Below are 24,571 nucleotides of genomic sequence, written 5' to 3'. Positions count from 1 at the left end.
TTAAGTTTCTCAGAGTTGTTTTGGTACTTAAATGCATTTTTATATTTCCGAGGATGGTAATGAAACCGCAAAAAATAAAACTTGTTGCCCTGTGTATTGCTGCAACGTTAGGCATGAGTGCCCTGACTGGTTGTTCTATGACTTCTAATTCAATTTCTAAATCTCAACAAGGTGCTATGCAAAACAGTAATATTATAAAAAGTGACAATGATGAAAGAGATTACCGTTATATCGAGTTAGACAATGGTTTAAAAGTTGCTTTAGTATCAGATATAACTGCTGATAAAGCCGCAGCTTCTCTTGATGTACATATTGGGCATATGAGTGACCCAAAAGGCCGAGAAGGGTTATCTCATTTCTTAGAGCATATGTTGTTTCTTGGTACTGAAAAATATCCAAAAGTAGGTGGTTATGATGAATATTTGAAAGAAAATGGTGGTTGGTCAAACGCTGGAACTGGACAAGAACATACCAACTATTTTTTTGAAGTTAATCAAGGTGCATTTAATGAGGCTTTAGATAGATTCGCACAATTTTTTATAGCACCTACTTTAGATCCTGAATATGTTGATCGTGAAAAAAATGCGGTGCATTCTGAATTTCAAATGAAAATTAAAGATGATGCGCGTCGTATAAGAGAAGTGCGTAAAGAAACCTCAAATTCAAAACATCCAGCTAGTCAGTTTTCGGTTGGTAATTTAGATACCTTAGCTGATACTAAAGATTCAAAGCTCATTGATGATTTGAAGGCGCAATATAAAAAGTATTATTCAGCAAGTCGTATGGCGCTTTCAATTGTTGGTAAAGAAGATTTAGATACGTTAGAAAAATGGGCAAGAGAAAAGTTTTCGGCGGTACCAACAAATGGCTCAATTTCATCTCCAGTTACAATAGATCCTTTTTTAGATGAACAGCTTGCAGTGCGTATTGATATTGAACCAATGAAAGATGTACGCACTTTAACACTTAATTTTCCCGTTCCAAATTCGTTGCCACACTTTAAAGAAAAACCATTAACTTTTATTAGTCATTTATTAGGTAATGAAGGAGAAGGGAGTTTATTTAGTTATTTAAAGCAGCAAGGATTAATTGAGTCTTTAGGTGCCTATCATTATGGACCAGATGATTTTGAATTGTTCACTGTCAGCATGAGTTTGACTAAAAAAGGTTTAGCAGATTATCAAAAAATAACGCAAGCTGTATTTGCGTATTTAAAGCTTATTGCAAATGAAGGTTTAAAACCTTCATATTTTGATGAACTCAAAGCTGTTGCTAAAACGAGCTTTCAATTTCAAGAAAAACACTCTGCTGCTAATACGGTGCAAAACCTGTCAGGGCAATTACAATACTTCATGCCTGAAAACCTTTTAAATTCTGGTTATATATACCAAGATTTTTCTGCTGATATCGTAAAACAATATTTAGATTTATTAGTGCCACAAAATATGCGCCAAATTCGCGTAGCAAAAGGGCTTAAAACCGATAAAGTGCAAGCAGAATATAATACCCCTTATTTAATGACGAAACTTAAGTCGGAAGAGCTTGCTCAATATCAAACGCCTAAAGAAATCGAGTCTCTGAAGCTACCCAAAAAGAACCCTTTCATTGCAAACAACTTAAAGTTAAAAGTCATTTCATCAGATGTAATAAATCCGGAAGTCGTATTTGAAAAACCAGGTTTTAAGCTTTGGCATAAGCAAGATAGCGAGTTTAGAATCCCTAAAGCATCGGTAAATATTCAAATATATTCAAATGAAGCCGGAAAAGATGCTGTTTCTCGTGCTAAAAATACACTTTATAATGCCCTGCTAAAAGACAGCCTAAATGAGTTTGGCTATCCGGCTAAGCAGGCTGGTTTAAACTATAACTTATGGTCAACCAACCGTGGTATGGGGTTTGGTGTTAACGGCTATGATGAAAAACAAGTGGAGCTATTAGTAACAATTAATAAGCGAATTCGCAATTTAACAATAGACTCTGCTGCATTTAAATTACATAAAGCACGTTTAATTCGCAGTTGGAATAATGCTCAGTTTGATAGACCTTACTCTCAAAGTTTAGCTGCACTATCTCAGGTGCAACGTACCCAAGTTTATGCCCCTGCGGTATTAGCGCAAGCACTAGAGTCGGTAACTATCAAAGAATTAACATCTTATATTGATAGCTTCCATCGTGAAATTGAAATAGAGGCTTTGGTACATGGCAATATGACAAAAGAAGAGTCTATTTTATTAGGGAAAAACCTCCATGCGTTGAATTTAACTGGCTCTAAAGCTAAGAGTCGCGCAGAAAAAGTCGTAAAACTTAATACCAGTGGTGCGACTTTAGTTAGAGAGCTAGATATAGATCATGATGATTCCTCTCTAATCGTTAGTTATGTGAATGAAGATGCCTCTATTGAAAGTCGAGCACAGTTTGCTTTAGTTGGTCGAATTATTAATGCGCCATTTTATAAATCAATTCGCACTGAGCAACAACTAGGATATATTGTTGCTGGTCGTTCAAGGATGTTAGAAGACTTGCCTGGATTATTTTTTTTAGTGCAATCTCCTAAGGCCGGCCCTATTGAGTTGGAACGCCGTATCTCATTATTTTTATCTGATTTTAAATCTCAACTTCAAGGGATGACACTAGATAAATTTGATGATTATAAAGCAGGTTTAATCAAAGATTTAAAAGCAAAAGATAAAAACTTGAATGAACGTACTTCTCGTTATTGGGCTGATATTAATGCCAAAGAATTTAACTTTGATAGTGAACAAAAATTAATAGTTGCGATTGAAAAGTTATCTCAGTCTGATATGAGCAATTTTTATGATAATGCTATGAATAAAATGAAACCTATTATTGTTCGCAGTTTTGGTAAAGCACATAGAGAAGGTGAAGACTATAAAGCAGCGCAAAAAAATCAGAATACTTGTCGATCAAACCCTTGTTTTACCGAGCAATTAAAAACGAGCATTCGGTTTTAGATTTGTAATGCCGTTATATTAAAAAAACTGCGTGGAGTAATTTAATTTTTTAATCCACGCAGTATTTTTATAAATTAAGTGACTGGCTTTTTAGCGAATTCAGCTTCAAGTTTTAACTCAATAGACAGACCTTCTTCATTCTCAATATACATACTTGCGGATTGACCTGACCTCATAAGCATTGACATTGGATATGGGGTGAGATTACCCCCATCAAGATCCGTTATTAAAAAATTCACCTCTAAGTGACCATCCACTTGATTTGTAATAAATTCAACTCTCCAACGTTCTTTTAATTTTAAAACTGTAATTTTAGAAAATTCACTCCAAAGCGTTGTTTCACTTACCCAATTGCCTTTGACTGCATTGTTGGTTGATTTTGTCTGGTTAATTGTTATTTCAAGTTCAACTTGTGCACCTGTATATTGTTCTATATTTTTACTGCTATGTGCTGCTGCGTTGAAGGTGGATATTGGTATAGTTAAAATACTGATTACTAATGTAATAAATAATAGGGTCATTGATTTTGAAAATGAACTCATGGTTTGTTTTTCCTTAAATAATTTTAATCGTCTGATATTTGAGTTTTTACTTATAACTGCACTGGAAAATCCTGTTTGAGATACAGGCGTATTAAGTAATATCAATGCGATTAATTTTTTTTGATATATTCCCTCGGTAAAATATTCACTCGATTTTTGGTCGCAGCGGGCTTCAATAAGATCTTTTAAATTATTGGTTAAAATATAAATAAGCGGGTTCCACCAATAAATAGCTCGAATACAGGTCATAAATGAAATCATATAATTGTCTCTATGTTTTACATGGGTTGCTTCATGTTCAAGAATCATGTCGTAATAAGCAGAGTCAATAAGTGAAGGGTTTAGCCAAATACTTGGTTTTTTATAACCCATTAAAATCGCATTGTGTATTTGGTTTGATGTATAAACGGGTATATTGCGATACTTGGTTATAAATTTTACATTGGGTGAATTCTTAATTGCATTAACCCATACATTGTATTTGTATACTCGAATCATAAAAAATAAAGCGCCTATCAAAGCAAGTATCATTATTATTTGATCTAGTGATACCTTTGGCATAAGTGATAAATCAACTGGAGTCACAATGTTAGGTGTCATACTGGTTACTGTGGATGTGGTCCAGGGAATATCTATAGAGATGTTTTTTGCTAATATGTCTCTGATCATTGTAAAAGGAAATAACCAACATGTAAGACTGAATACGGATAAAAACAATTTGATGTTAATGCTTTGATGGCTAAAACGATTTAATACTAAAACAAGTGTTGTAATAATAGCGTTACTGATGAGAAAAAATAGCATGCTTATTTAAACTCTTCTTTTTTCTGCTCAAGTAGTGATTCCAAATAGCTGATATCGTCAAGTGATAGCTCTTCCTCTTGAATAATGTGCGCAGCTAAAGATTGGCTTTTCCCTAGGAAAACACGCTTAATAAAATCTTTTATCATAGGTTTTCTTAATTGATTTTTTTCAACCAAAGGTGAGTAAAAAATTGTTCTGCCCTGTTGATCACTACGCTTTATAGCCCCTTTTTTTTCAAGACGATCAATTATTGTTTTAACTGTTGAATAGCTTACTGAACGCTTCTGCTCAATGAGTTTATGAATTTGAGGCGCGGCTGAGCCTGGGTTACTCCAAAAAAACTGCATTACTTCTAATTCAAAGTCAGATAATTCCATTTTAGTTCCTAATACATTATATCTACAGGTGTAGAGTTTATATCTACACGCGTAGAGATTCAATGACGTTTATTAAATTAGTTTGTTGTAAAATGTTAAACGTAATTGGTTTGTAATAGTTTCAAAAATTAAAAGCCGTATTTTATACGGCTTATTTAGATGGGGAGTAAAGAGGCAATTTTTTCTTTTACTTCCCTTTTATAGTTGTTTTTGCATCGGCTGCCATAAATGCAAATACAGCATAAGCAGCTGAATTTTGTTGTAACTTAACAGGGTCTACTTTATCTAAAGTATCATCGGCAGTGTGATGGTAATCAAAATAATCATTGCCATCAGTATGTAATGAAAAGCCAGCTAATCCGCCTAGTTTTCTAAGTGGTATTAAGTCAGGGCCATTTGATGATTTATTGGCACGAATATGCTTAATATTTAATGGTGAAAGCTGTTTTGCTATCGCTCTTACAACTGGTAGTGACTTAGCATCAACACTTGATTGAAATCCGTAAATAAAGCCTGCACCAAAATCAGATTCAGCTGCTGCCACAATATTATGTTTGTCATTTTTATGTTTTTTGGCATACGCTTTAGCACCCCATAGGCCTAATTCTTCGGCTGCAAATAAAACAACACGTATACTACGCTTAGGTCGTTTTACATCGGCAATGTATTTTGCTGCCGCCATAGTTAATGCCACCCCTGCGCCGTCATCTAAGGCACCAGTGCCTAAATCCCAAGAATCTAAATGACCCCCAATTAAAACATATTGGTCTGGATTTTGTGTGCCATTAAATTGGCCGATTACATTAAAAGTTTTGCCTTCGCCTAAATTTTCAGCCTGAACATTAATATTAACCTTTACTGGCTTTTTTAATGAAACTAAGCGAGATATCTGGTCTGCATCTGGGTTGGCAATGGCAACCGTAGGAATTTTCTTAATGCCATCTTGATAGTGGCTACCACCGGTATGGGCAAACCTATGATGAGCAGTACTTACTGAGCGCATCATAAAAGCAAGAGCTCCCTTTTTTGCTGCTTCTACTGCACCTGTACTACGGGCTTTTACAGCAGGACCATAACCATTACCATCAATATGGCGATTCATTTTATAGTTTATAAAAACAATTTTTCCTTCAGCGCTATTTTTAGGAGAGGCTATTAATTCATCTAATGTTTCAAAGTAGATAATGTCAGCTGAAATCCCTTGTTTGGGGGTACTAATGCTGCCACCTAAAGCTGTTAAATGTAGGGGTTGTTTTGAAGGCGCTAAAATCATTCCTGATTCACTATAACGTCGCCATGCAGGGAATGTAGCAGGCTCTAACCAAACTTTATCGAAACCAAGTTCGTTGAACTTATCTTGGGCCCATTTAACTGCTAAAGGATCATTTTCTGAGCCTGGTAATCTAGGACCTATCTCAGTTGTTAAGGAAGTTAAAATATCATAAGCAAGTGAACTGTTGAGTGCATTGTTTCTAATTTCAGCTGTTTGTTTAATTTGTTGTTCGCTAAATTCTTGAGCTGAAACTTGATTAATAAAGCTCAGGCTTGTAATGGCTAATGTTAAAAGTAATTTTTTCATGATTTCCTAGGGTGAGAAAATAATCAGAGCGGTATTTAAGCATTAAAAACCCTAATGGGTAAAGTATGATGCGTTAAGTGAACTTTAATTGCTGTAATATTTCTATTACAGGCTTAACCTAAAGGTTGACCATAACTAAATTCGATACGATTACCATCAGGGTCTAAAATGCCACAATAATATCCAACAGGAAAAGCTTCTTGTTTTGGGGGCCATAATAAAATGCCTTCTTGCTTAGCTTTATTTGCAAGTTTGTCAACTTCCGCTTTGCTTTGTAGAGCAAAACCAAAATGAGAAAAATCATTCTGTGACTGCTGGTGACCTGGTCCGTTAGGTAATATAACAAAAATAAATTGGGATTCTTTGCCTGGTTCAGCCAGCCAAATAATGTGCTTGCCATGTACTTGGCGATCTCTAACCAGTCGAAGTCCGGCATAATTTTGATAAAAACGTACACAGGCGTCTACATTTTTAACATGTAAAGCTATGTGTGTTAGGTATGCCATTTTAATGTAATTAGTTACAAAAGTAGTCTTGTAACTCAAATGTCGTGGGTTGGTGTCTAAACACCAATTTACCATCTACAAAAATATTAGGTGAGTGGCGAATGTTATTTGCACTCACCAATTCAGGGTGATCTTCAATATAGTCAATATGATAATCGACACCTACACTTTGGAATTCACATTCGAGGTTATGAATGCAAAAGTCGGTGTGTGTTACTAACAGTTGAACTTTCATAAAGCCATTCTCATGATTTCATTAATAGCCTTAAGTATAGTGCGCTATTATTAATTCGTATTACTTATACCGCCTTCGGTTAATTTTTTAGGATCTAATAATTTTATTAATTCATCACGTGATAGATCTGTTTCTTGTTCGGCAATATCAATAATAGGTTGGCCTAATTTATATGCTTTTTTTGCAATTTCTGCTGCTTTTAAGTAACCAATTACAGGGTTGAGCGCCGTTACCAATATTGGATTTTTTGTTAAAGCTTGATTGATATTAGATTCTTTTACCACAAAGCTCGAGATCGCTTTATCGGCCATAAGATAACTAATATTACTCAGTAATTCTATGCTCTGTAATATGTTATAAGCAACCACTGGTAACATGACATTTAGTTCAAAGTTACCAGATTGACCTGCAACGGTTATGGTTGCATCATTTCCGATTACTTGAGCGCTAACCATAGCCGTTGCTTCAGGTATAACAGGGTTTACTTTACCAGGCATAATAGATGAACCTGGTTGTAATGCTTCAAGCTCTATTTCACCTAAGCCAGCTAATGGTCCCGAATTCATCCAACGCAAATCATTGGCAAGTTTCATGTATGCAATAGCAAGCACTTTCAGATGCCCGGATAGTGTCACAATTACATCTTGTGACCCGATATTATAAAAAAAGTTATTGCTAGGTTTAAAGCTTATGCCTGCAGCTGCGCTTAAATTGTTGGCAAATTTAGCTGAAAATTTCGGGTCTGCATTTATACCTGTTCCAACTGCAGTTCCGCCTTGCGCTATATTTGTAACGTGTTCAAGTGATTGCATAATGCCAAGCCTGGCATTTTGAATTTGGCTTTTCCATGCAGCTAATGTTTGGGCAAAGGTAACTGGCATGGCATCCATTAAGTGAGTACGGCCGGTTTTTACAATATGGCCGATTTCAGCTGACTTTTTATCTAAAGATTGCGTTAAATGTTCTATTGCAGGGAGTAAATTAAAATATGCTGTAATTGCACTACTGATTTGTATGGCACTGGGAATAACATCATTTGAGCTTTGTCCCATGTTGATATGATCATTTGGGTTTATATTTAAATTAGTTTGTTGGCTTGCCAAACTTGCTATCACTTCATTGGTATTCATATTTGAGCTGGTACCTGATCCTGTTTGAAAAACATCTACCGGAAATTGCTCTAAGTGTTTACCATCAATAAGCTGCTCACATGCTTTTTCTATTGCAATTGCACGTTCAGCATCTAAATACCCGAGCTCAGCATTTGTTTGTGCCGCAGCGTATTTAATATATGCTAGCGCTTGAATAAAGCTTGCTGGCATAGTTAAACCACTTACTGGGAAGTTATTAATTGCTCTTTGGGTTTGTGCTTGGTAAAGCGCTGTTTCAGGGACTTCAAGTTCGCCCATACTGTCTTTTTCAATTCTGGTATTTTTCATCATATTCTTCTTTAATAAGGGTTAAACTCATGGCTTAAAACGCGTAATTCACGTTCAAGCTCGTTGTATTTTTTTTGACTTGAGTCGTATTTTTTATAAAACCTTTTTAATGCTAATAATGGTTTATAAAGTTGATCTAAGCATTGTTTTCTCATGCATTCAGACTGCAAGGGATCGCATATTTTATTGATGAGATCGTGATAAGTACGGCGAAGAAATAATTCTTGCAGTAAAATGCAGTCTTCTTTTGAATAGCAACGCGCTAAAGTTAGGCTTGCATCTATAAACTGTGCGACGGCCTGGGCGCTATGCATGCCTTTACAGCGGTTAAACATCTTGATTTGTTGATTATAAAAAATGGTTGCTTTGGCGCTATTCATATAAATTTCAAGATTGTTATTGATAATGGTTATCATTACAGTTTGGAGTTTTTTACGCAAGCTATTTATTAATCCTGTTAGTAGGGTTTTTAAAGTGAGATTTAACTATCTGTTGACTGATAATGATTTTCATTTAAAATGTTTGAGCAATGAATATATTAGTTAATAAACATAATGAGCGAAAAATCTGAAAGAGTGTTAAAAAAACAATATAAGCTATTAAAAAAAGCGATTAAAACCGAGCTAAAAAAATCACTTAAATCCAGTAATTGTGCAAGTAATAAACTTATGGCGTTATCACAATTAGATATTGAAGTATTAGCAAAAGAAGTGGTTACTCAAGCCTTAGGGAGTAGTGAAGCTGCTGCAAAAACACAAGCAATTTATACAATAGAACCTAAACCTAGCAGTATGAGCTTTGCATTAAAACCTTGTAAAAAATCCCCTTGTAAGCAATGCCCAGCCTTAAGTGGTGGCTTATGTCAGTGCGCTATAAAGCAACATTATAAAAAACAACTGATTTCAGTCTCTTAATTTTCTGACCGTCTATTTCATATCGTTATTCTTATGGTTAGTTGATCTTCTTCTTTTGCATTTTCGATTATTTGTTCTGTTACGCTGTTAGGACGGGGCGAGTTGTGAAAGGAGAGCTTCATAAACCACAGTATTATATATTAAAAAACCCCAGTTATTTTCATAGCTGGGGTTTTATTTTGTCTGACTTGCCTTGAAACAAGCAACCTGAATTTACAGGTTAACTAAAACAAATTATTTTTTGCTTTTAGCTGCTTTTTCTTCTTTTGCATCAGCGATTACTTTTTCTGCTACGCTGTTAGGACAAGGCATGTAGTGTGAGAACTCCATAGAGAACTGACCACGGCCTGAAGTCATAGTACGTAATGAACCGATGTAACCAAACATTTCTGAAAGAGGTACGTCAGCTTTGATACGAACACCAGTTGCACCAGCGTCTTGACCGTTGATCATACCACGACGACGGTTAAGATCACCGATTACGTCACCAACATGATCGTCTGGCGTGAAAACGTCAACTTTCATGATAGGTTCGATTAACTGTGCACCAGCTTTCGGGATAGACTGACGGAAAGCGCCTTTTGCAGCGATTTCGAAAGCAACAGCAGATGAATCAACTGCGTGGAAGCCACCATCGTATAATTCAATTTCAACGTCTAGTACTGGGAAGCCAGCTAGAACACCTTCGTCCATCATGCTCTTGAAGCCTTTCTCAACAGCAGGGAAGAATTCTTTAGGTACGTTACCACCAACAACAGATGATGAGAAAACGAAACCTGAACCTGGTTCACCAGGCTTGATACGGTAATCGATTTTACCGAATTGACCAGAACCACCAGATTGTTTCTTATGTGTGTAAGAATCTTCGATTTCAGACGTGATAGTTTCACGGTAAGCAACCTGTGGTTGACCTACTTCAAGCTCAACGCCATAAGTACGCTTAAGGATATCTACTTTGATATCTAAGTGAAGTTCACCCATACCTGAAAGGATTGTTTCACCAGAATCTTGGTCAGTTTCAACTTTAAATGTTGGATCTTCTGCAACCATTTTACCGATAGCAATACCCATTTTCTCAGTTGAACCTTTATCTTTAGGCTTAACAGAGATTGAGATTACAGGTTCAGGGAATACCATCGCTTCTAGGATGATAGGGTCTTTAGGATCACATAAAGTATGACCTGTTTGAACGTTACTCTTCATACCTACGATAGCGATGATATCACCAGCTTGTGCTGAAGATAGCTCATTACGATCATCTGCTTGCATTTCACACATACGACCAATACGCTCAGTTTTACCTGTTGCAGCGTTAAGGATTGTATCGCCTTTATTTAATGTACCAGAGTAGATACGTACGAAAGTAAGGGCACCAAAACGGTCATCTGAAATTTTAAATGCTAATGCTTTAAATGACTCATCTGGAGAAACAGTTGCTACTGCGCCAGTTGCTTCACCTTCTTCATCTGTAAGTGGTTGAGGATCAACTTCAGTTGGGCTTGGTAAGTAATCAACAACAGCATCAAGGATTAATTGAATACCTTTGTTCTTAAATGCTGAACCACAGTAAGTTGGGAAGAAGTCCATAGTACGAGTACCTTTACGGATACAACGTTTGATTTCTTCTAATGAAGGCTCTTCACCTTCCATGTATGCTTCCATTAGGTCATCGTCTTGCTCAACAGCAGTTTCGATTAGCATCTCACGGTATTCTTCTACTTTATCAACCATGTCCGCAGGAACATCAGTTACTTCGTAGTTTTCTGGAAGACCAGAGTCATCCCAAACGTATGCTTTACGAGTAAGAAGGTCAACAACACCTACAAATTCGTCTTCGATACCGATTGGTAAAACCATAACTAATGGATTTGCAGCAAGTACGTCTTGAGTTTGTTTAACAACACGGTAAAAATCAGCACCCATACGGTCTAATTTATTTACGAAGATAATACGTGCAACTTCTGATTCATTCGCATAACGCCAGTTAGTTTCTGACTGAGGCTCAACACCACCAGAACCACAGAAAACACCAACACCACCATCTAATACTTTAAGTGAACGGTAAACTTCTACTGTGAAGTCAACGTGTCCAGGAGTATCAATAACGTTAAAACGGTGATCATCCCAGAAACAAGTTACAGCAGCAGACTGGATAGTAATACCGCGCTCAGCTTCCTGTTCCATGAAGTCAGTCGTAGACTCACCATCATGTACTTCACCAGTTTTGTGGATTTGACCAGTAAGTTTCAAGATTCGTTCAGTTGTCGTTGTTTTACCAGCATCAACGTGAGCGAAGATACCAATATTTCTGTACTTTGATAAATCTGCCATTGTTCTACTCTTAAAGTTGCATTCAAAATGAATTCTGGAGTCACAGTATAAGCGAATTTTTGATTTTCTTCCGCTTTGACTCGATATTTGGGGCGCTATTATAAGGCAATGTGAACTAGATGGGAATAGAAGTTAAAAAAACAACGAACAAAAATGATACAAATTGATATTTTAGTGAGAAAAACACTTAAAAAAGGCATTGTAAATTTAAATGAAAAGACTGTTAGTGATTGATTTAACGATAAAAATATAATGTAGATGTAAAAGTGTAAAATAATATCTCAGAAACAAAAAAGACCTCAAATGAGGCCTTAAGTAAATGATTAAATGGCGGAGAAGGAGGGATTCGAACCCTCGATAGAGCTACAAACCCTATACTCCCTTAGCAGGGGAGCGCCTTCGGCCACTCGGCCACCTCTCCGACGCTTAATATTTTAAAATTTTAAAAAGAAAAAACTCTTTTATGGAAATGCTTTATTTCAGATAAAAAGAGTGAATTTAAATCTAAAACAAAAATTACCGCTTAAATGGATGGATATTAATATATCTACCAAGTTTAAAATGGCGGAGAGATAGGGATTTGAACCCTAGATGGGCTATAAACCCATGCCGGTTTTCAAGACCGGTGCATTCGACCACTCTGCCATCTCTCCGTGGGGTGAGATAATACTTAGCTGATTTGCTTGTGTAAATACTTTATTGTGTTGTTTGCCTAAACTTTAATCAAAAATGTGAATTTATTTATTATTTGTTAGTTTTTTCTAACTTTTAATATTAATTTGAACACTTTTTATTGATTTTTCGTTCTTAATTATTAGAAGGTTTTTCTCTGGAAGTAAAAATGCTGATAAAAAACAAACAAAATAACCTATTAACAGAAGCTGATGTCACAGATGAAGTCATTTATAGGCAACGTCGCGATGTGATAAAGACAATGGGATTCATGGGTGGAACTGCTTTAATGAGTCATTCAGTACAAGCAAACCCCTTTAGTTTTTTTAGTAAAGAAGAAAAACCTTTATTTAAAACAAGAAAGCTTGATTATAAAGCCGCAATACTCGATGAACAAAAACGTACTCCTGAAGCAAAAGTTATTTCCCATAATAATTTTTATGAATTTGGTACTAAAAAGTCCGATCCAAGTGAAAATGCACAACATTTTCAGGTTAATCCCTGGCAGTTAAAAGTACATGGCGAAGTAAATAAACCCTTTATTTTAGATTATGATGACTTATACAAGCAGTTTTTTTTAGAAGAGCGTATTTATCGACTTCGCTGTGTAGAAGCTTGGTCTATGGTGATCCCTTGGTTAGGATTTTCATTGGCAAAGTTAATTAGAAAGTCAGATCCTACTTCAGATGCTAAATATGTTGCTTTTGAAACTTTACATGATAAAGAGCAAATGCCAGGACAGCGTAGTCGTTTTGGTGGTATTCATTATCCATATGTTGAGGGCTTAAGATTAGATGAGGCAATGAATCCACTTAGTTTTTTGGCCGTAGGCTTATATGGTAAAACATTACCCCCGCAAAATGGTGCCCCCATCAGATTAGTCACACCATGGAAATATGGCTTTAAAAGTATTAAATCTATTGTTTCTATTAAGTTAGTTAAACATCAACCACCTACAAGTTGGAATAGGTTAGCCCCTCAAGAATATGGTTTTTATGCCAATGTAAACCCTAATGTCGCGCACCCTAGGTGGAGTCAAGCATCTGAAAGGAGAATAACCAGTGGGGGGTTATTTGATCGGAATCGTATCGCGACCTTACCATTTAATGGTTATGGGAAAGAAGTTTCACACTTATATAAAGGTATGGATCTTGAAAAATACTTTTAAGTGCGGTTGTCGGTGTGATTTTTATTATGCGAGCTTAATCTAGAGATTGGTAATGTGATAGAAGAACAGCGCTATATAATTAATTTAATTTTGTCTGAATATGATGATTTGATATTCAAAAAAATAGATATTGAAATAGGTAATAAGATTGAAGTTAACAAGCAAAAATAAAACGGTATTATTAAAAACAATCTTGCATTGTATTTTATTTGGGCCCGCAGCATGGTTTTTTTATTTAGCTGTACTTAACCAGCTAGGTGCGGATCCGGTGCAAGCTATTATTCACTTTACCGGTTTAAGTGCTTTAAAGGTTTTAATTCTTGGATTAATTGTTAGTCCATTGGCTCCTAAAGTAAAAATGATTCCTTTAATGCAAGTGAGACGTTTAATTGGTTTATACGCTTTCTTTTATGCTTGTTTGCATTTACTCAGTTTTTTTATTTTTGACTTACAACTTGATTGGTCTTTGTTTATTAGTGAAATTATTAAACGCCCTTACATTACAGTCGGTATGATCGCTTGGCTGGCATTACTTGTTTTATCCGTAACATCACCTATGTTTGTTCGTCGGCGACTGGGTAAACGTTGGCAGTCGCTACATAATTTAATATATATTACCGTACCTGTTGTGATATTACATTTTTATTGGTCTTTAAAGTCAGGTTGGGTAGAGCCTTTGGTTTACTTAATAATCACTCTATTATTATTGCGTTATAGAAGCCAAAAAATAAGCCGTTTATTCAGCCGTAAAATAAAGACAACACTGCTTAAAAACTAAAGCTCAAGCTTGCTCAGTATTAAAGTGCTGAGCATTCTTAATTAATGCTCATTATATTTATTCATTTTCTATTAACCGGTAGCCAATACCTCGTTTGGTTTCTACCATGCTAATCTGCTCTTGATTACGGTCAAACATGAGTTTTTTTCTCAATTTACCTATGTAAACATCTACAACATTCGTCATAGGATCCATATCCATACCCCACACATTTGTTAATATGCGTTCACGACTTAAATATTTACCAGGGTGTGTCATCATAAGCTCTAAAATAGCCATTTCTTTAACGGTAAGAGAGACTTCTGCTTCATTTAAAGTAACAACATAACTATCGCGATTAAATTTTATTGGACCAAATATGAGTGAGTCGTCATTGTTTTTAGTTGTTTGTGTTCGCTTTGAAACGACTTCAATTCTTGCTAATAATTCGTCATAGGCAAAAGGTTTGGTAACATAATCGTCGGCGCCTAAACGTAGTCCTTTTACGATATCTTGAGATTCATCCATGGCGGTTAACATTATTATTGGCGTATGGTTTTGTTTTATTCTTAAAGCCTGACATACTTCTAAACCATTTAAACCTGGTAACATGATATCTAAAAGTATTAATTTAAAATCACCTTCTAGTGCTAATGCTAATCCTTCTTTGCCATCTGAGGCACGTACAATAAAATAACCTTCGGCTCTCAAGCCTCGCTCTAAAAAACTCGCTACCCGATCGTCATCTTCAACTAATAATATTCTCATTAAATTTCAACCTTTTCTTTAAAGTGCCAGGGTAACAGTATAGTTGCAGTACTACCTGTGGAGTGTTCATTGGGTTTTAATGTTATGTGGCCATCGTGTGCATCTATAATTGCCTTTGCTACAGGTAAACCTAAACCTGAACCTTTAGCCTTACTGCGATTGCCACGATAGAAACGTTCAAAAATTTGCTGCTGCTCATTATCAGTAATGCCTATACCTTGATCTATAATTTTAATCGCAATGAATTCTTTTTGTACATGTATCTGAATTTCATTTTGTGCGCGTGATTTTGAATAGATTAAGGCATTTTCTAATAAGATCATGAGAACTTGACGTATTCTTCGTTCATCAGCTTCAATAAAAAGATCTGTTACCATTGAATTTAAAACAAGTTGTTGTTGTTTTTCAAGGGCTTTTCTTTGATAAGTATCGAAGAGTTCATTAAGTAACTGTGAAATATTAAACTGACTTCTTTGTAATGTTAGTTGTCCTGCACTGGAACGAGCAACTAGCATTAAGTCTTCAATTAAAGCTGTGGTGTGTTTAACCTCATCTATAATGCATGCAAGTACTTGTTGGTATTCACTAACTTCTTCAGACTGGCTTCTTAATAATACTTCTGATTCCCCCCTGATGATGGTTAAAGGTGTGCGTAATTCATGGCCGATATCGGCTAAAAATTGGCGCCTTTGTTGGTCAACCTGAGCAAACCTTTTATTACTGAGCTCTAAATCATAGGTTCTTTGTTGGACTTTTTCTTCAAGAGAGCGCTTTGCTAAGTTTAGTTGATATTGTTGCTCAGCTAACTGCTCAGCCATATTATTTAATGATTTAGCTAAAAATTGAAATTCAAAATCGTTTTGAGGCGCAATTCTGTGGTTTAATTTCCCGGCAGTGAACTCTTGTGTTGCCCATAATAATTGCTTTGTGGATAAATTAATACGTCGCCAAAAATACCAAAATGTAAAAAGTGTGAATAAGCTCATGACTGCTAAAGCTGTCAGGAGTATTTTATTATTTGTATGATAGAGCTGGTTGACACTTTTGCGAATGAGTTCCGCTTGTTGTTGTTCTTGCTTCACCGCTTTATCTATTAATAAATTGAATTGCGTATCTACATTTTGTTTCTGTAATAAGCTAAATAGCTTTTTTGCTTGAGACAATTTATTTTCTGCAACAAGTAATTTTATTTCATTATTTGTTGCTAAAATTCTCTCTACTTTTTGTGATATTTGATCATAAGCCTGGAGTTCAAGATTAATGCTGATATGTTTATTATCATTAAGTTTATGTAATAAAATTTGGCGAATATCAAATAATGTTTGGCGTAAAACTTGTGCTTTTTCTGCTTTCAATTGAGGTGTTTGTACTTGTCCTGTTCTTACTATCTCCCCCATAGCAATTAGCTTTTCTAAGCTAAGCTTTGCAACAGATGCATACTTAATTAAAATATCATGAGTATGATCTGACTCTTGAGCGTGCTGGTTATATTGGGTTGAACTGTCAAAATAAAACCAACCAATTAAGCAGCTAAGCAAGAAAATAATCATAAAAGACAGTAATAATTTATGAGTTAGTTTACTGATAATTGGCTTCAATCAAATATCTCAATAACAGGTTGGTAAACGATATATAACTAAAGTATATCAGTAAAAAAACTCGTTATAGTGAAAAAGCAAAAGAACGCAATAACGAGTTTGAGGGTAATGAATTCTTAGTTATTTTTATATATCAAATTTGAGTAAATTACCGACCGGTTGTAATGTTTATATTGTTATAAATATCACAACCGGTTAGTAATACAGGAACGCATGATTAATATACAGAAAAGTTATAAATGCATCTTGTTGAAAACATTAAAACAGGCTAAGAGTTGGTTAAATTTAACTTAAATAAAAAAGACCACTTAAGTGATCTTTAGATGACTGACTTTACTTTTACTTAATGATTTACCGCAAATAAATCATAGGCTTTAAGTTCTGGTAAAAATTCTTGTATTTGATCTTCTTGTTTTGCTAGTTGCTTCATAGAACTGCAAAAAGTATGTGCTTTTTGTTCTAAGTTTTTTGCTTGTGTTTCTACTTTTTCTTCAATTTGTTCACCCATGCGTTGCATTCTATTTTCAAATTCATTCATATCACCGCCAGCACCGATCATTTCAGATCCTAATGCCATTAATAAACTACCAATAGAGTCCATCACTGCGCTTTGCATCGCTTCTTCCATTTTATTTTCGAATGATTCATTAAAAGTATTTTCAATAGAGTCAAATTCTTGCTGGCTCATAACAAAGGTACCGTCTTGATAAAATTGATTATGGATTTCTACTGATAACTCATCCATTAATTCAGTCATAGAATCTATGTTATTTAGACCAAATACATTGCTAACCTCAGTGATAGCGACACCTGCAATTTTGACACCTTCCAGCGCTATAGTGGCGACTTGAGGTAATTGCTCTCTTAAGTTATCAGCGTAATCTTCTATAGAATCTTGATCTTGCTGGTTTAGCGCTACTATTTTGTTATTGATATACAAATTCCCATTTTGTTCGATACGCATAACTTGGTTGTTGGGTGTTTGTATTTCTATGGTATTTGGTTGAATGCGAACGGTATGTTGTAATGCGATATTGCAGTTATCTGAAGAAATATTAATGTTGTTTGAATGGGCAATCGCAGAGCCTGACAATAAACTTGAACTAATAATAAGCGCAGTGCTAATTTTTTTTGAATTTGATATTAATATATCTTTAGTGACCTTTTTCATGTTTAGTCTTCCCATATTGAAATAGTTATTATCTTTTTTGTTGATGAATAAACTATTTCAATATCGGTGCCAATGTTTATTTTTAAGTAAAAACATGTGGTTATGTTTATTTGAGCTTTTTATTTTGTGTACTTAATCATTTTTAAACTAAAAATTGGTTAAATAGACCATATTTGTTGCAAGTTATTTTAACTGCGATATTAAATACTCTAATAAATTTTTAAGTTGCATTGCATTATTCGTATCATAATTTGTTTGTGAAATAAGTTGCTTTGGAATACAAGAAAGTTCTTTTTTCAGTTGCCAACCTTTATCCGTGAGTTTGATATTTATTAATCTTTCGTCTGTTTCACTTTTAACACGCTCTAATATATTTGCCAGCTGCATGCGTTTAAGAAGGGGTGTTAAAGTATTTGTATTAAGTAATGCTTTTTCACCAATTTGTTTAATACTCGCACCATCATATTGCCATAAAATCATTAATACTATGTATTGGGTATAGGTCAGTTTATGTTGCTCTAATAGTGGTTGATATAAACGCGTAACTAAGCGAGACGCAGCGTAAAGCGGAAAACATAGCTGGTTTTCTAACATCTGATGATCAATTGTTTTATCTGACATTTAAGGCTCTATTAATGCTTGTTTTATAAAGTTTTCAATTGCAGCAGGTTTTGTGGTTGGAGCAAAGCGTTTTAGTGGCTTTCCGTCGCGGCCAATTAAAAACTTAGTGAAATTCCATTTTATATTATTGCCCAAAATGCCAGGTAAAGCTGATTTTAGATATTGATATATTGGGTGGCTATTTTTTCCGTTAACTTCTATTTTTTCAAACATCTCAAAACTAACGCCATAATTAATCAAACACCCTTCGGAGATTTGTTTTGTATCACCAGGCTCTTGTTGGCGAAATTGATTACATGGAAAACCTAAAATTACTAAGCCTTTTTCTTGATATTGTTCATATAACTTCTGTAGACCTTCATATTGTGGTGTAAGCCCACATTTACTTGCTGTATTGACAATAAGAACCACTTTGCCCTGATATTCACTCATATCGATAAGTTTATTTTGTAGGTTAGTGGCTTGCAGTTGATAAAATGGACGCATAGGTTATCTCTTTTAAAATATTTATATCATTGTATCGTGCGCGATGTAATTATCAAGTTTTAATCAGGTTTAGTCTTAGTATTAAGATGCAAAATAGTAACGTGAGTTGTTTGGCTTTATGTCACAATACGGTTCGTTTGTTTATTATTGAGGGTGTCAGGTGCAAAAAGTTAAAGTTTGGGATGGATTTGTTCGATTTTTCCATTGGTCGTTGGTGATATTAATTGCTGTGCTGTATTTTTCTGGTGAAGAAGGTTTGATGGATTTACACTTTATTGCTGGGTACTCTTTATTATCTTTAGTGATTTCACGTATTTTTTGGGGTTTCATTGGGAGTGATACCGCCAAATTAAAAGCATTATTACATACTCCAGTAGCTGCAATAAACTCCGTAAAATCAAACGAACATTCAGTAGGGCATAATCCCGCAGGAAGTTATATGGTATTAGCATTTTTTATCTTGTTATTAGTGCAATCAATTACTGGATTAATGACAACTGATGATATTTTAACGGATGGTCCTTTGGTTGAATACGTGTCATCGGCTTGGGTGGAGATTGCAACGAGTCTGCATCATTTAAACTTTAATTTTTTGCTATTTGCGATCGTGATACATTTTCTTGCGATTGCGATTTATAGATTAAGAGGTAAAAACTTAGTGAAGCCTATGATCACAGGGTTTAGCTCTGGGCCTTATATTTCTGAAATAAAAATGAGAACGGGCTGGTGGGGGTTTATGGTTTTGTTAATCGTTCTAAGTCTTATCCTTTCAAGCTGGGGTTGGGAACCATTAATCACCTTGTTTGACAATTTATAATGCTTTTCTGTGGTAAGCAAAAAAATATTTTTTACCACAGAAATAAAATTTCAGAATTTAGAAACGCAACTTAATCTTTAAACATTTTGTGGCAATCCTTACAGCCTTTAGCCCAATTTCCAAATGCTTTTCCAATTTGTTTTTTATCCCCTTTCATGGCAACTTGCGCAAGTTCATCTGCATATTTTTGAAAGGTGGAGGCCTTTTTCATAAAGGTCTCATTGTCAGACCAAATCGTAGGTAAGGCATCTGTTTTTGCACTGCCTTTAGCTGTTCCTGCAACAAATCCTTCCCAAGGCATTTTAGAAAGAGCTGCTGCATTATTGGCGCGCATTGCAAAACGTTTTTCATCAAAAGGAATTTTGCCTTTTAGCATGGCACCCATATCTGCAATTTGAATTCGTATCATTGAAAAAGCCGATTGACGGTATTCAACAGCATCGGCTGGCTTTTCAAAAGCACTATTTGCCATACTAGGTGCAGCATAAGCACTGGTTGCAAGTATTAATGAAAGCATTAAGTTCGACGGTTTTAATTTCATTGTATTTCCGAATTATTGGTTTGGTAATTGTTCCTTTTACCTGAGCAAAGTTCAACATTCAATTAAAAGCGGTGAATTTAATTATTTAGTGAAAGAATTATTGTGAAATTGCAGCCTGCATATGTATTCACTTTTTATTTTAGATAGTCGATAAATAATATTGCTATTTTTCTGCTTGATTTTTGTTCCTTTTTAAGTATTTTATTTACCTTGTTTACAATCATTAACAAATGATGTTATTGTCCTAAATCTACTACTTTCAGTGTATTAGCTGGTTGCTTGATGGGCTTCTAAATAAAAAGTTTATTTTTTGTTTACTAATTGTTGTTTTTAATCATCAAGTCACCTTATAGTAATGCCCGATAATCGTTATGTTATTAACAAATAAAAAACAGAATATTTATTCCAGGGGAAAATATGTCTACCAATTTAATTAAAAAATCAGCCATTGCAATGGCTGTTACCGGCGCTTTAGTTGCTGCGGGTACGGTTCAAGCTGCTAATATCTCAGTATCTCAATTAGCACAAACACCGGTTCAAATTAAAAATGTAAGTTCAAAATTGAAAGCTTCAGTGGGTCCTGTTTCAAGCAGTGCTATTTTTACTCCTGAAGCAAACTTAGCGTCTGGTACTCATCGTTACTTTGTGCGCCTTATCGAAAGTCCTGTTGCTTTATATGAAGGTGGTATTGAAGGCTATAAAGCAACAAGCCCTGCTGCAAAAAATAGTGATAGCCGTAAATTAAATGTAAAAACAAAACGTGTTAAAGCGTATCGCTCTTTCCTAAATCAACGCCAAGATGATTTAATTTCTAAAGCGACAGCTGCTTTAGGTGAACTAAATGTTAAGCAACGTACAACACTTGCTTACAATGGTTTAGTGGTAGAAATGACTCAAGCACAAGCAATGAAATTAGCTTCTGTTTCTGGTGTTGCGCATATTAAACGTGAAACTTTACGTTATACTTCAACTGATTCTGGCCCTGCTTATATTAAAGCTCCTAGTATTTGGGATGGTTCAGCAACGGGTGGTTCCGGCACTAAAGGTGAAGGCATGGTTGTTGGTATCATAGATACTGGTGTTAATACTGATCATCCATCTTTTGCAGATGTAGGTGCAGATGAATATGATCATACAAATCCAGATGGTGCAGGTGTTTACTCTGGTGATTGTGCTACTGAACAGTGGGCTTCTCTTTGTAATGATAAATTAATTGGTGTTCATAGTTATCCGTTAATTACTGATGAGTATGCTGCTCATAATAGTGAAGTACCTGCAAATGGTGAAGATCACGACGGTCACGGTTCACATACTGCAAGTACAACGGCTGGTAATGTTGTATCAAATGTTCCATTACTTAATATAGATGGAATTACATCTGGTATTAATTTTGATGCTATTTCAGGTGTTGCACCACATGCTAATATCGTTTCATATCAGGTATGTAAGCCAGGTGATGATGATGCAATTAACTTCCGTGGTTGTTACCCATCTTTAACAGTTCTTGCTGTTGAGCATGCAATTGAAAGCGGTGTAGATGTAATCAACTACTCAATTGGTGGTGGTTCAAGTGATCCATGGCAAGATGCTGACGCATTATCTTATTTATCTGCACGTAAAGCAGGTATTCATGTAGCCACATCAGCTGGTAACGATGGCCCAGGTCCTGAAACTGTAGGTTCACCTGGTGATGCTCCATGGATCACAACTGTTGCTGCATATACACATGATCGTGATTTTACTGGTAAGGCGATGAATACTTTCACTGGTGGTGAAACTATTCCTACAGCTAATATAACAGGTAAGAGTATTACTGGTGGTATAACTGGTAAGGTTGTTTATGCTGGTGATTTTGAAAATCCTAATGACACTGTAAATGCCTCAGCTCTATGTGCACAACCTTTCCCTGAGGGTACATTTGAAGCTGGCACTATTGTTTTATGTGACCGTGGTGCTGTTGCACTTGTAACGAAAGGTCGTAGCGTTAAAGCTGGTGGTGCTGCTGGTTTAATTATTGCGAATGTTCAAGGAGCTGCAACTGTTCTTCATGATATTGCTCATGCAGTTCCTGCAATTCATGTGAATGCAGATGATGGTGATCAACTAAGAACTTGGTTAGCTTCAGGTTCAGATCATATGGCAACAATTACAAATGCTGAATTAGCACAAAATGATGATGTTGCACGTATTGCTGCTGACTTTACATCTCGTGGTCCAAATAAATCAGTACCTGATGTAATTGTTCCTTCAATTGCTGCACCTGGTGTAAGTATTTATGCTGCCAATGCAGATGATCAACCTGTCGGTTTTAAAGAGTTTCCAGCACCAAGTGATTATGGGTTTAAAAGTGGTACTTCAATGGCAAGTCCGCATATTGCCGGTGCTTTAACATTATTAGCTAAACTTCAACCAGAATGGTCTCCAGCTGAAGCACAGTCTGCATTAATGTTAACTGCTAACCAAGATACATTGAAAGATGATGGTGAAACAGCATCTGATTTCTTTGATATGGGTGCTGGTTACGCAAATGTAACAGCTGCTGCGCAAACTGGTTTGATCATGGATGAAACTTATGCAAATTACATGGGTGCGAACCCATCTGTAGGTGGTACACCATCAGAAATTAACTTAGCAAGCATGGCAAATTCTAAATGTGTTGATACTTGTAACTGGACTCGTACGGTAAAAGCAACTAAAGATGGTTCTTGGACTGCAAGTGCATCAGCAATTGAGGCTGATGGTTTTGCTATCACAGTTTCTCCTGCAACATTTGAGCTTAAAGCGGGTGAAACACAAGTACTAACAGTGAGTGCTGACGTTACAGAAGCAAATGCAGGTTGGAATTTTGGCAATGTAATGTTAACTGCTGAAGGCATGCCTAATGTTAAGTTACCTGTTGCGGCAAAAGCAAACGGTGATAACTTACCTGAGTCTATTACGCTTACTTCACATCGTGATACTGGCACTATGACACTTTCAGGTTTCATGTCAAAAGAGTTAACAGATATCAAACTAGGTGTTTATGACAAACAATCAAATGTTGTAGAACCACAAACACTATCTGTTGAAGTTGGTAAGTTTGCTTTCTTTGTATTAACACTTGAAGAAACTGCGCCAAATATCACTATCAATACATCATCTATGGCCAAAGATATTGATTTACGTATTTTAGATGCTGGTTTTAATAACATAGCATCGAGTGGTGGGCCTGATTCAAATGAGTCTGTTTCTTTTGTTAATTTAGCTGCAGGTTCTTATTATGTTGTAGTTGATGGTTTTGCAACAGATACACCTGGTGGCATTGATGATGTACTTGTTAATGTAACATCAATTCTTACAAATGATGACTCTCTAAGTGATGACGTAGTTGCTACTGTTGCTGAAGAAGATGGTAAATTTAGCTTAACATTTGATTGGAACGATGAAGTTGAAGGTGGCTTATTATCACTGACTTCTGGCGATGACAGTGTAATGAAGCAAATACCATTTAGCATTACACGTGGTGAAAGTGATGTTGAAGGTTCAACAAGTGTTGCAGCTGAAATGGTACCAGGTGTTGCATCAGCAGTTAAATTTAAGTTAGCACCTAACTTTACTAATGCTGACAAGGTTTATACTTTAACAGCTGATATTTCAGAAAATGCAGCAGAGAACATTTCACATGAAGGTGTGCAAGATGGTTCTATGATTACCTGGACTGTGACGCGTAAAGCTGGTGAGTCTGCTGAGATGATGGAAGTAGGTTTTGACCTTATTCCACGTAAATCTGGTGAGCATACTCTTAAGCTAAAAAATACTTTAGGTACTGATGTTGTTGAAACTAGTCATGACTTTAGTGTTAATGAAGTTGCACCTATCGCTGCTATTGATGCGCCTTCTGCTGCTGAAGAAGGTAGCTCAGTATCGATTGATGCTTCGGTATCAACTGATGCAAATGCAGACACTTTATCTTACAAGTGGATTCAGTTAGCAGGTGCTCCTGTTGCATATTCTGATACAGATGCAAAACTTAGCTTCGAAATGCCTAAAGTATCAAGTGAAAATGATGTGGTATCTTTCCATGTAACTGTAAGTGATGGTAACGGTAATTCAGATGAAGAATTTGTATCTGTAAGTGCTGTTAACAAGAAAAAATCTTCAGGTTCTCTTGCATGGTTAACGCTTTTAGCTGCACCATTTGCATTTATTCGCAGAAGAAAATCTCAAAAATAATTTGATTTTATAAATCATGTTTAAAAAGGGCGCTTTATGCGTCCTTTTTCATGTTTACACC

The 24,571-nt window shown here is 35.6% G+C and carries 20 protein-coding genes and 2 tRNA genes; 6 read left to right on the top strand and 16 right to left on the bottom strand.

Features of this window, described 5'->3' with window-relative positions:
• The first annotated feature begins 59 nt into the window (after window positions 1-59).
• Window positions 60-2,972 (top strand): insulinase family protein, encoded by a 2,913-nt coding sequence (locus BM088_RS13190; RefSeq protein ID WP_091984609.1) that lies wholly within the window; start codon window positions 60-62, stop codon window positions 2,970-2,972.
• Between the two features lie 74 nt (window positions 2,973-3,046).
• Here the strand turns inward: BM088_RS13190 and BM088_RS13185 are convergent, their stop codons facing one another.
• The 7 genes from BM088_RS13185 to BM088_RS13155 form a co-directional block, all read right to left on the bottom strand.
• Complete coding sequence (locus tag BM088_RS13185) at window positions 3,047-4,318, bottom strand: M56 family metallopeptidase (RefSeq protein ID WP_091984606.1); 1,272 nt, start codon at window positions 4,316-4,318, stop codon at window positions 3,047-3,049.
• A gap of 2 nt (window positions 4,319-4,320) precedes the next feature.
• Window positions 4,321-4,695, bottom strand: coding sequence for a BlaI/MecI/CopY family transcriptional regulator (locus BM088_RS13180; RefSeq protein WP_091984602.1), 375 nt, complete (start codon window positions 4,693-4,695; stop codon window positions 4,321-4,323).
• Between the two features lie 187 nt (window positions 4,696-4,882).
• Window positions 4,883-6,274, bottom strand: a complete 1,392-nt coding sequence (locus BM088_RS13175) for a M20/M25/M40 family metallo-hydrolase (RefSeq protein ID WP_091984599.1) — start codon at window positions 6,272-6,274, stop codon at window positions 4,883-4,885.
• A gap of 113 nt (window positions 6,275-6,387) precedes the next feature.
• Window positions 6,388-6,780: a VOC family protein gene (locus BM088_RS13170; protein WP_091984596.1), complete on the bottom strand. Its 393-nt coding sequence runs from the start codon at window positions 6,778-6,780 to the stop codon at window positions 6,388-6,390.
• 10 nt (window positions 6,781-6,790) lie between these two features.
• Window positions 6,791-7,015 (bottom strand): hypothetical protein, encoded by a 225-nt coding sequence (locus tag BM088_RS13165; protein ID WP_091984593.1) that lies wholly within the window; start codon window positions 7,013-7,015, stop codon window positions 6,791-6,793.
• Window positions 7,016-7,065: 50 nt separating this feature from the next.
• Complete coding sequence (locus tag BM088_RS13160; protein ID WP_091984591.1) at window positions 7,066-8,454, bottom strand: class II fumarate hydratase; 1,389 nt, start codon at window positions 8,452-8,454, stop codon at window positions 7,066-7,068.
• A gap of 11 nt (window positions 8,455-8,465) precedes the next feature.
• Entirely contained in the window at window positions 8,466-8,894 is a 429-nt protein-coding gene (locus BM088_RS13155; RefSeq protein WP_245763822.1) for a hypothetical protein, read from the bottom strand.
• A gap of 114 nt (window positions 8,895-9,008) precedes the next feature.
• On the opposite strand from BM088_RS13155, the gene BM088_RS13150 reads away from it, so the two are divergent.
• Window positions 9,009-9,368 (top strand): hypothetical protein, encoded by a 360-nt coding sequence (locus tag BM088_RS13150; protein WP_091984588.1) that lies wholly within the window; start codon window positions 9,009-9,011, stop codon window positions 9,366-9,368.
• A 234-nt stretch (window positions 9,369-9,602) separates the two neighbouring features.
• On the opposite strand, the gene fusA is transcribed toward BM088_RS13150, so the two are convergent.
• From fusA to BM088_RS13135, 3 genes are all read right to left on the bottom strand, one after another.
• Window positions 9,603-11,699, bottom strand: a complete 2,097-nt coding sequence (fusA, locus tag BM088_RS13145; RefSeq protein WP_091984585.1) for an elongation factor G — start codon at window positions 11,697-11,699, stop codon at window positions 9,603-9,605.
• A gap of 328 nt (window positions 11,700-12,027) precedes the next feature.
• Window positions 12,028-12,120 (bottom strand) — tRNA-Ser (locus BM088_RS13140).
• Between the two features lie 141 nt (window positions 12,121-12,261).
• Window positions 12,262-12,352: transfer RNA gene (locus tag BM088_RS13135), tRNA-Ser, on the bottom strand.
• Between the two features lie 188 nt (window positions 12,353-12,540).
• On the opposite strand from BM088_RS13135, the gene msrP reads away from it, so the two are divergent.
• Together msrP and msrQ are read left to right on the top strand one after the other, a co-directional pair.
• Window positions 12,541-13,539 (top strand): protein-methionine-sulfoxide reductase catalytic subunit MsrP, encoded by a 999-nt coding sequence (gene msrP / locus BM088_RS13130; protein ID WP_091984582.1) that lies wholly within the window; start codon window positions 12,541-12,543, stop codon window positions 13,537-13,539.
• 148 nt (window positions 13,540-13,687) lie between these two features.
• On the top strand, window positions 13,688-14,317 hold the full coding sequence (msrQ, locus tag BM088_RS13125) for a protein-methionine-sulfoxide reductase heme-binding subunit MsrQ (protein WP_091984579.1): 630 nt from the start codon (window positions 13,688-13,690) through the stop codon (window positions 14,315-14,317).
• A 57-nt stretch (window positions 14,318-14,374) separates the two neighbouring features.
• Here msrQ and BM088_RS13120 read toward each other — a convergent pair whose 3' ends face one another.
• From BM088_RS13120 to BM088_RS13100, 5 genes are all read right to left on the bottom strand, one after another.
• Window positions 14,375-15,064, bottom strand: coding sequence for a response regulator transcription factor (locus BM088_RS13120; protein ID WP_091984575.1), 690 nt, complete (start codon window positions 15,062-15,064; stop codon window positions 14,375-14,377).
• Window positions 15,064-16,662, bottom strand: coding sequence for a sensor histidine kinase (locus BM088_RS28115; RefSeq protein ID WP_425439309.1), 1,599 nt, complete (start codon window positions 16,660-16,662; stop codon window positions 15,064-15,066). The genes BM088_RS13120 and BM088_RS28115 overlap by 1 nt, the downstream gene beginning before the upstream one ends.
• A gap of 343 nt (window positions 16,663-17,005) precedes the next feature.
• A complete protein-coding gene (locus BM088_RS13110; RefSeq protein WP_245763821.1) occupies window positions 17,006-17,833 on the bottom strand; it encodes a YggN family protein in 828 nt (275 codons plus the stop codon).
• 183 nt (window positions 17,834-18,016) lie between these two features.
• Window positions 18,017-18,454, bottom strand: coding sequence for a MarR family winged helix-turn-helix transcriptional regulator (locus BM088_RS13105; RefSeq protein ID WP_091984572.1), 438 nt, complete (start codon window positions 18,452-18,454; stop codon window positions 18,017-18,019).
• Window positions 18,455-18,940, bottom strand: coding sequence for a glutathione peroxidase (locus BM088_RS13100; RefSeq protein WP_091984569.1), 486 nt, complete (start codon window positions 18,938-18,940; stop codon window positions 18,455-18,457).
• Window positions 18,941-19,100: 160 nt separating this feature from the next.
• On the opposite strand from BM088_RS13100, the gene BM088_RS13095 reads away from it, so the two are divergent.
• On the top strand, window positions 19,101-19,757 hold the full coding sequence (locus BM088_RS13095; RefSeq protein ID WP_091984566.1) for a cytochrome b/b6 domain-containing protein: 657 nt from the start codon (window positions 19,101-19,103) through the stop codon (window positions 19,755-19,757).
• Between the two features lie 70 nt (window positions 19,758-19,827).
• Here the strand turns inward: BM088_RS13095 and BM088_RS13090 are convergent, their stop codons facing one another.
• Window positions 19,828-20,298, bottom strand: a complete 471-nt coding sequence (locus BM088_RS13090) for a c-type cytochrome (protein WP_091984563.1) — start codon at window positions 20,296-20,298, stop codon at window positions 19,828-19,830.
• A 417-nt stretch (window positions 20,299-20,715) separates the two neighbouring features.
• Here BM088_RS13090 and BM088_RS13085 point away from each other — a divergent pair, with 417 nt between their 5' ends.
• On the top strand, window positions 20,716-24,510 hold the full coding sequence (locus BM088_RS13085) for a S8 family serine peptidase (protein ID WP_091984560.1): 3,795 nt from the start codon (window positions 20,716-20,718) through the stop codon (window positions 24,508-24,510).
• The last annotated feature ends 61 nt before the right edge of the window (window positions 24,511-24,571 follow it).

This window comes from Pseudoalteromonas denitrificans DSM 6059 (assembly GCF_900112265.1).
GTDB classification, from domain to species: domain Bacteria; phylum Pseudomonadota; class Gammaproteobacteria; order Enterobacterales; family Alteromonadaceae; genus Pseudoalteromonas; species Pseudoalteromonas denitrificans.
This window is presented reverse-complemented; position numbering and strand designations above follow the sequence as displayed.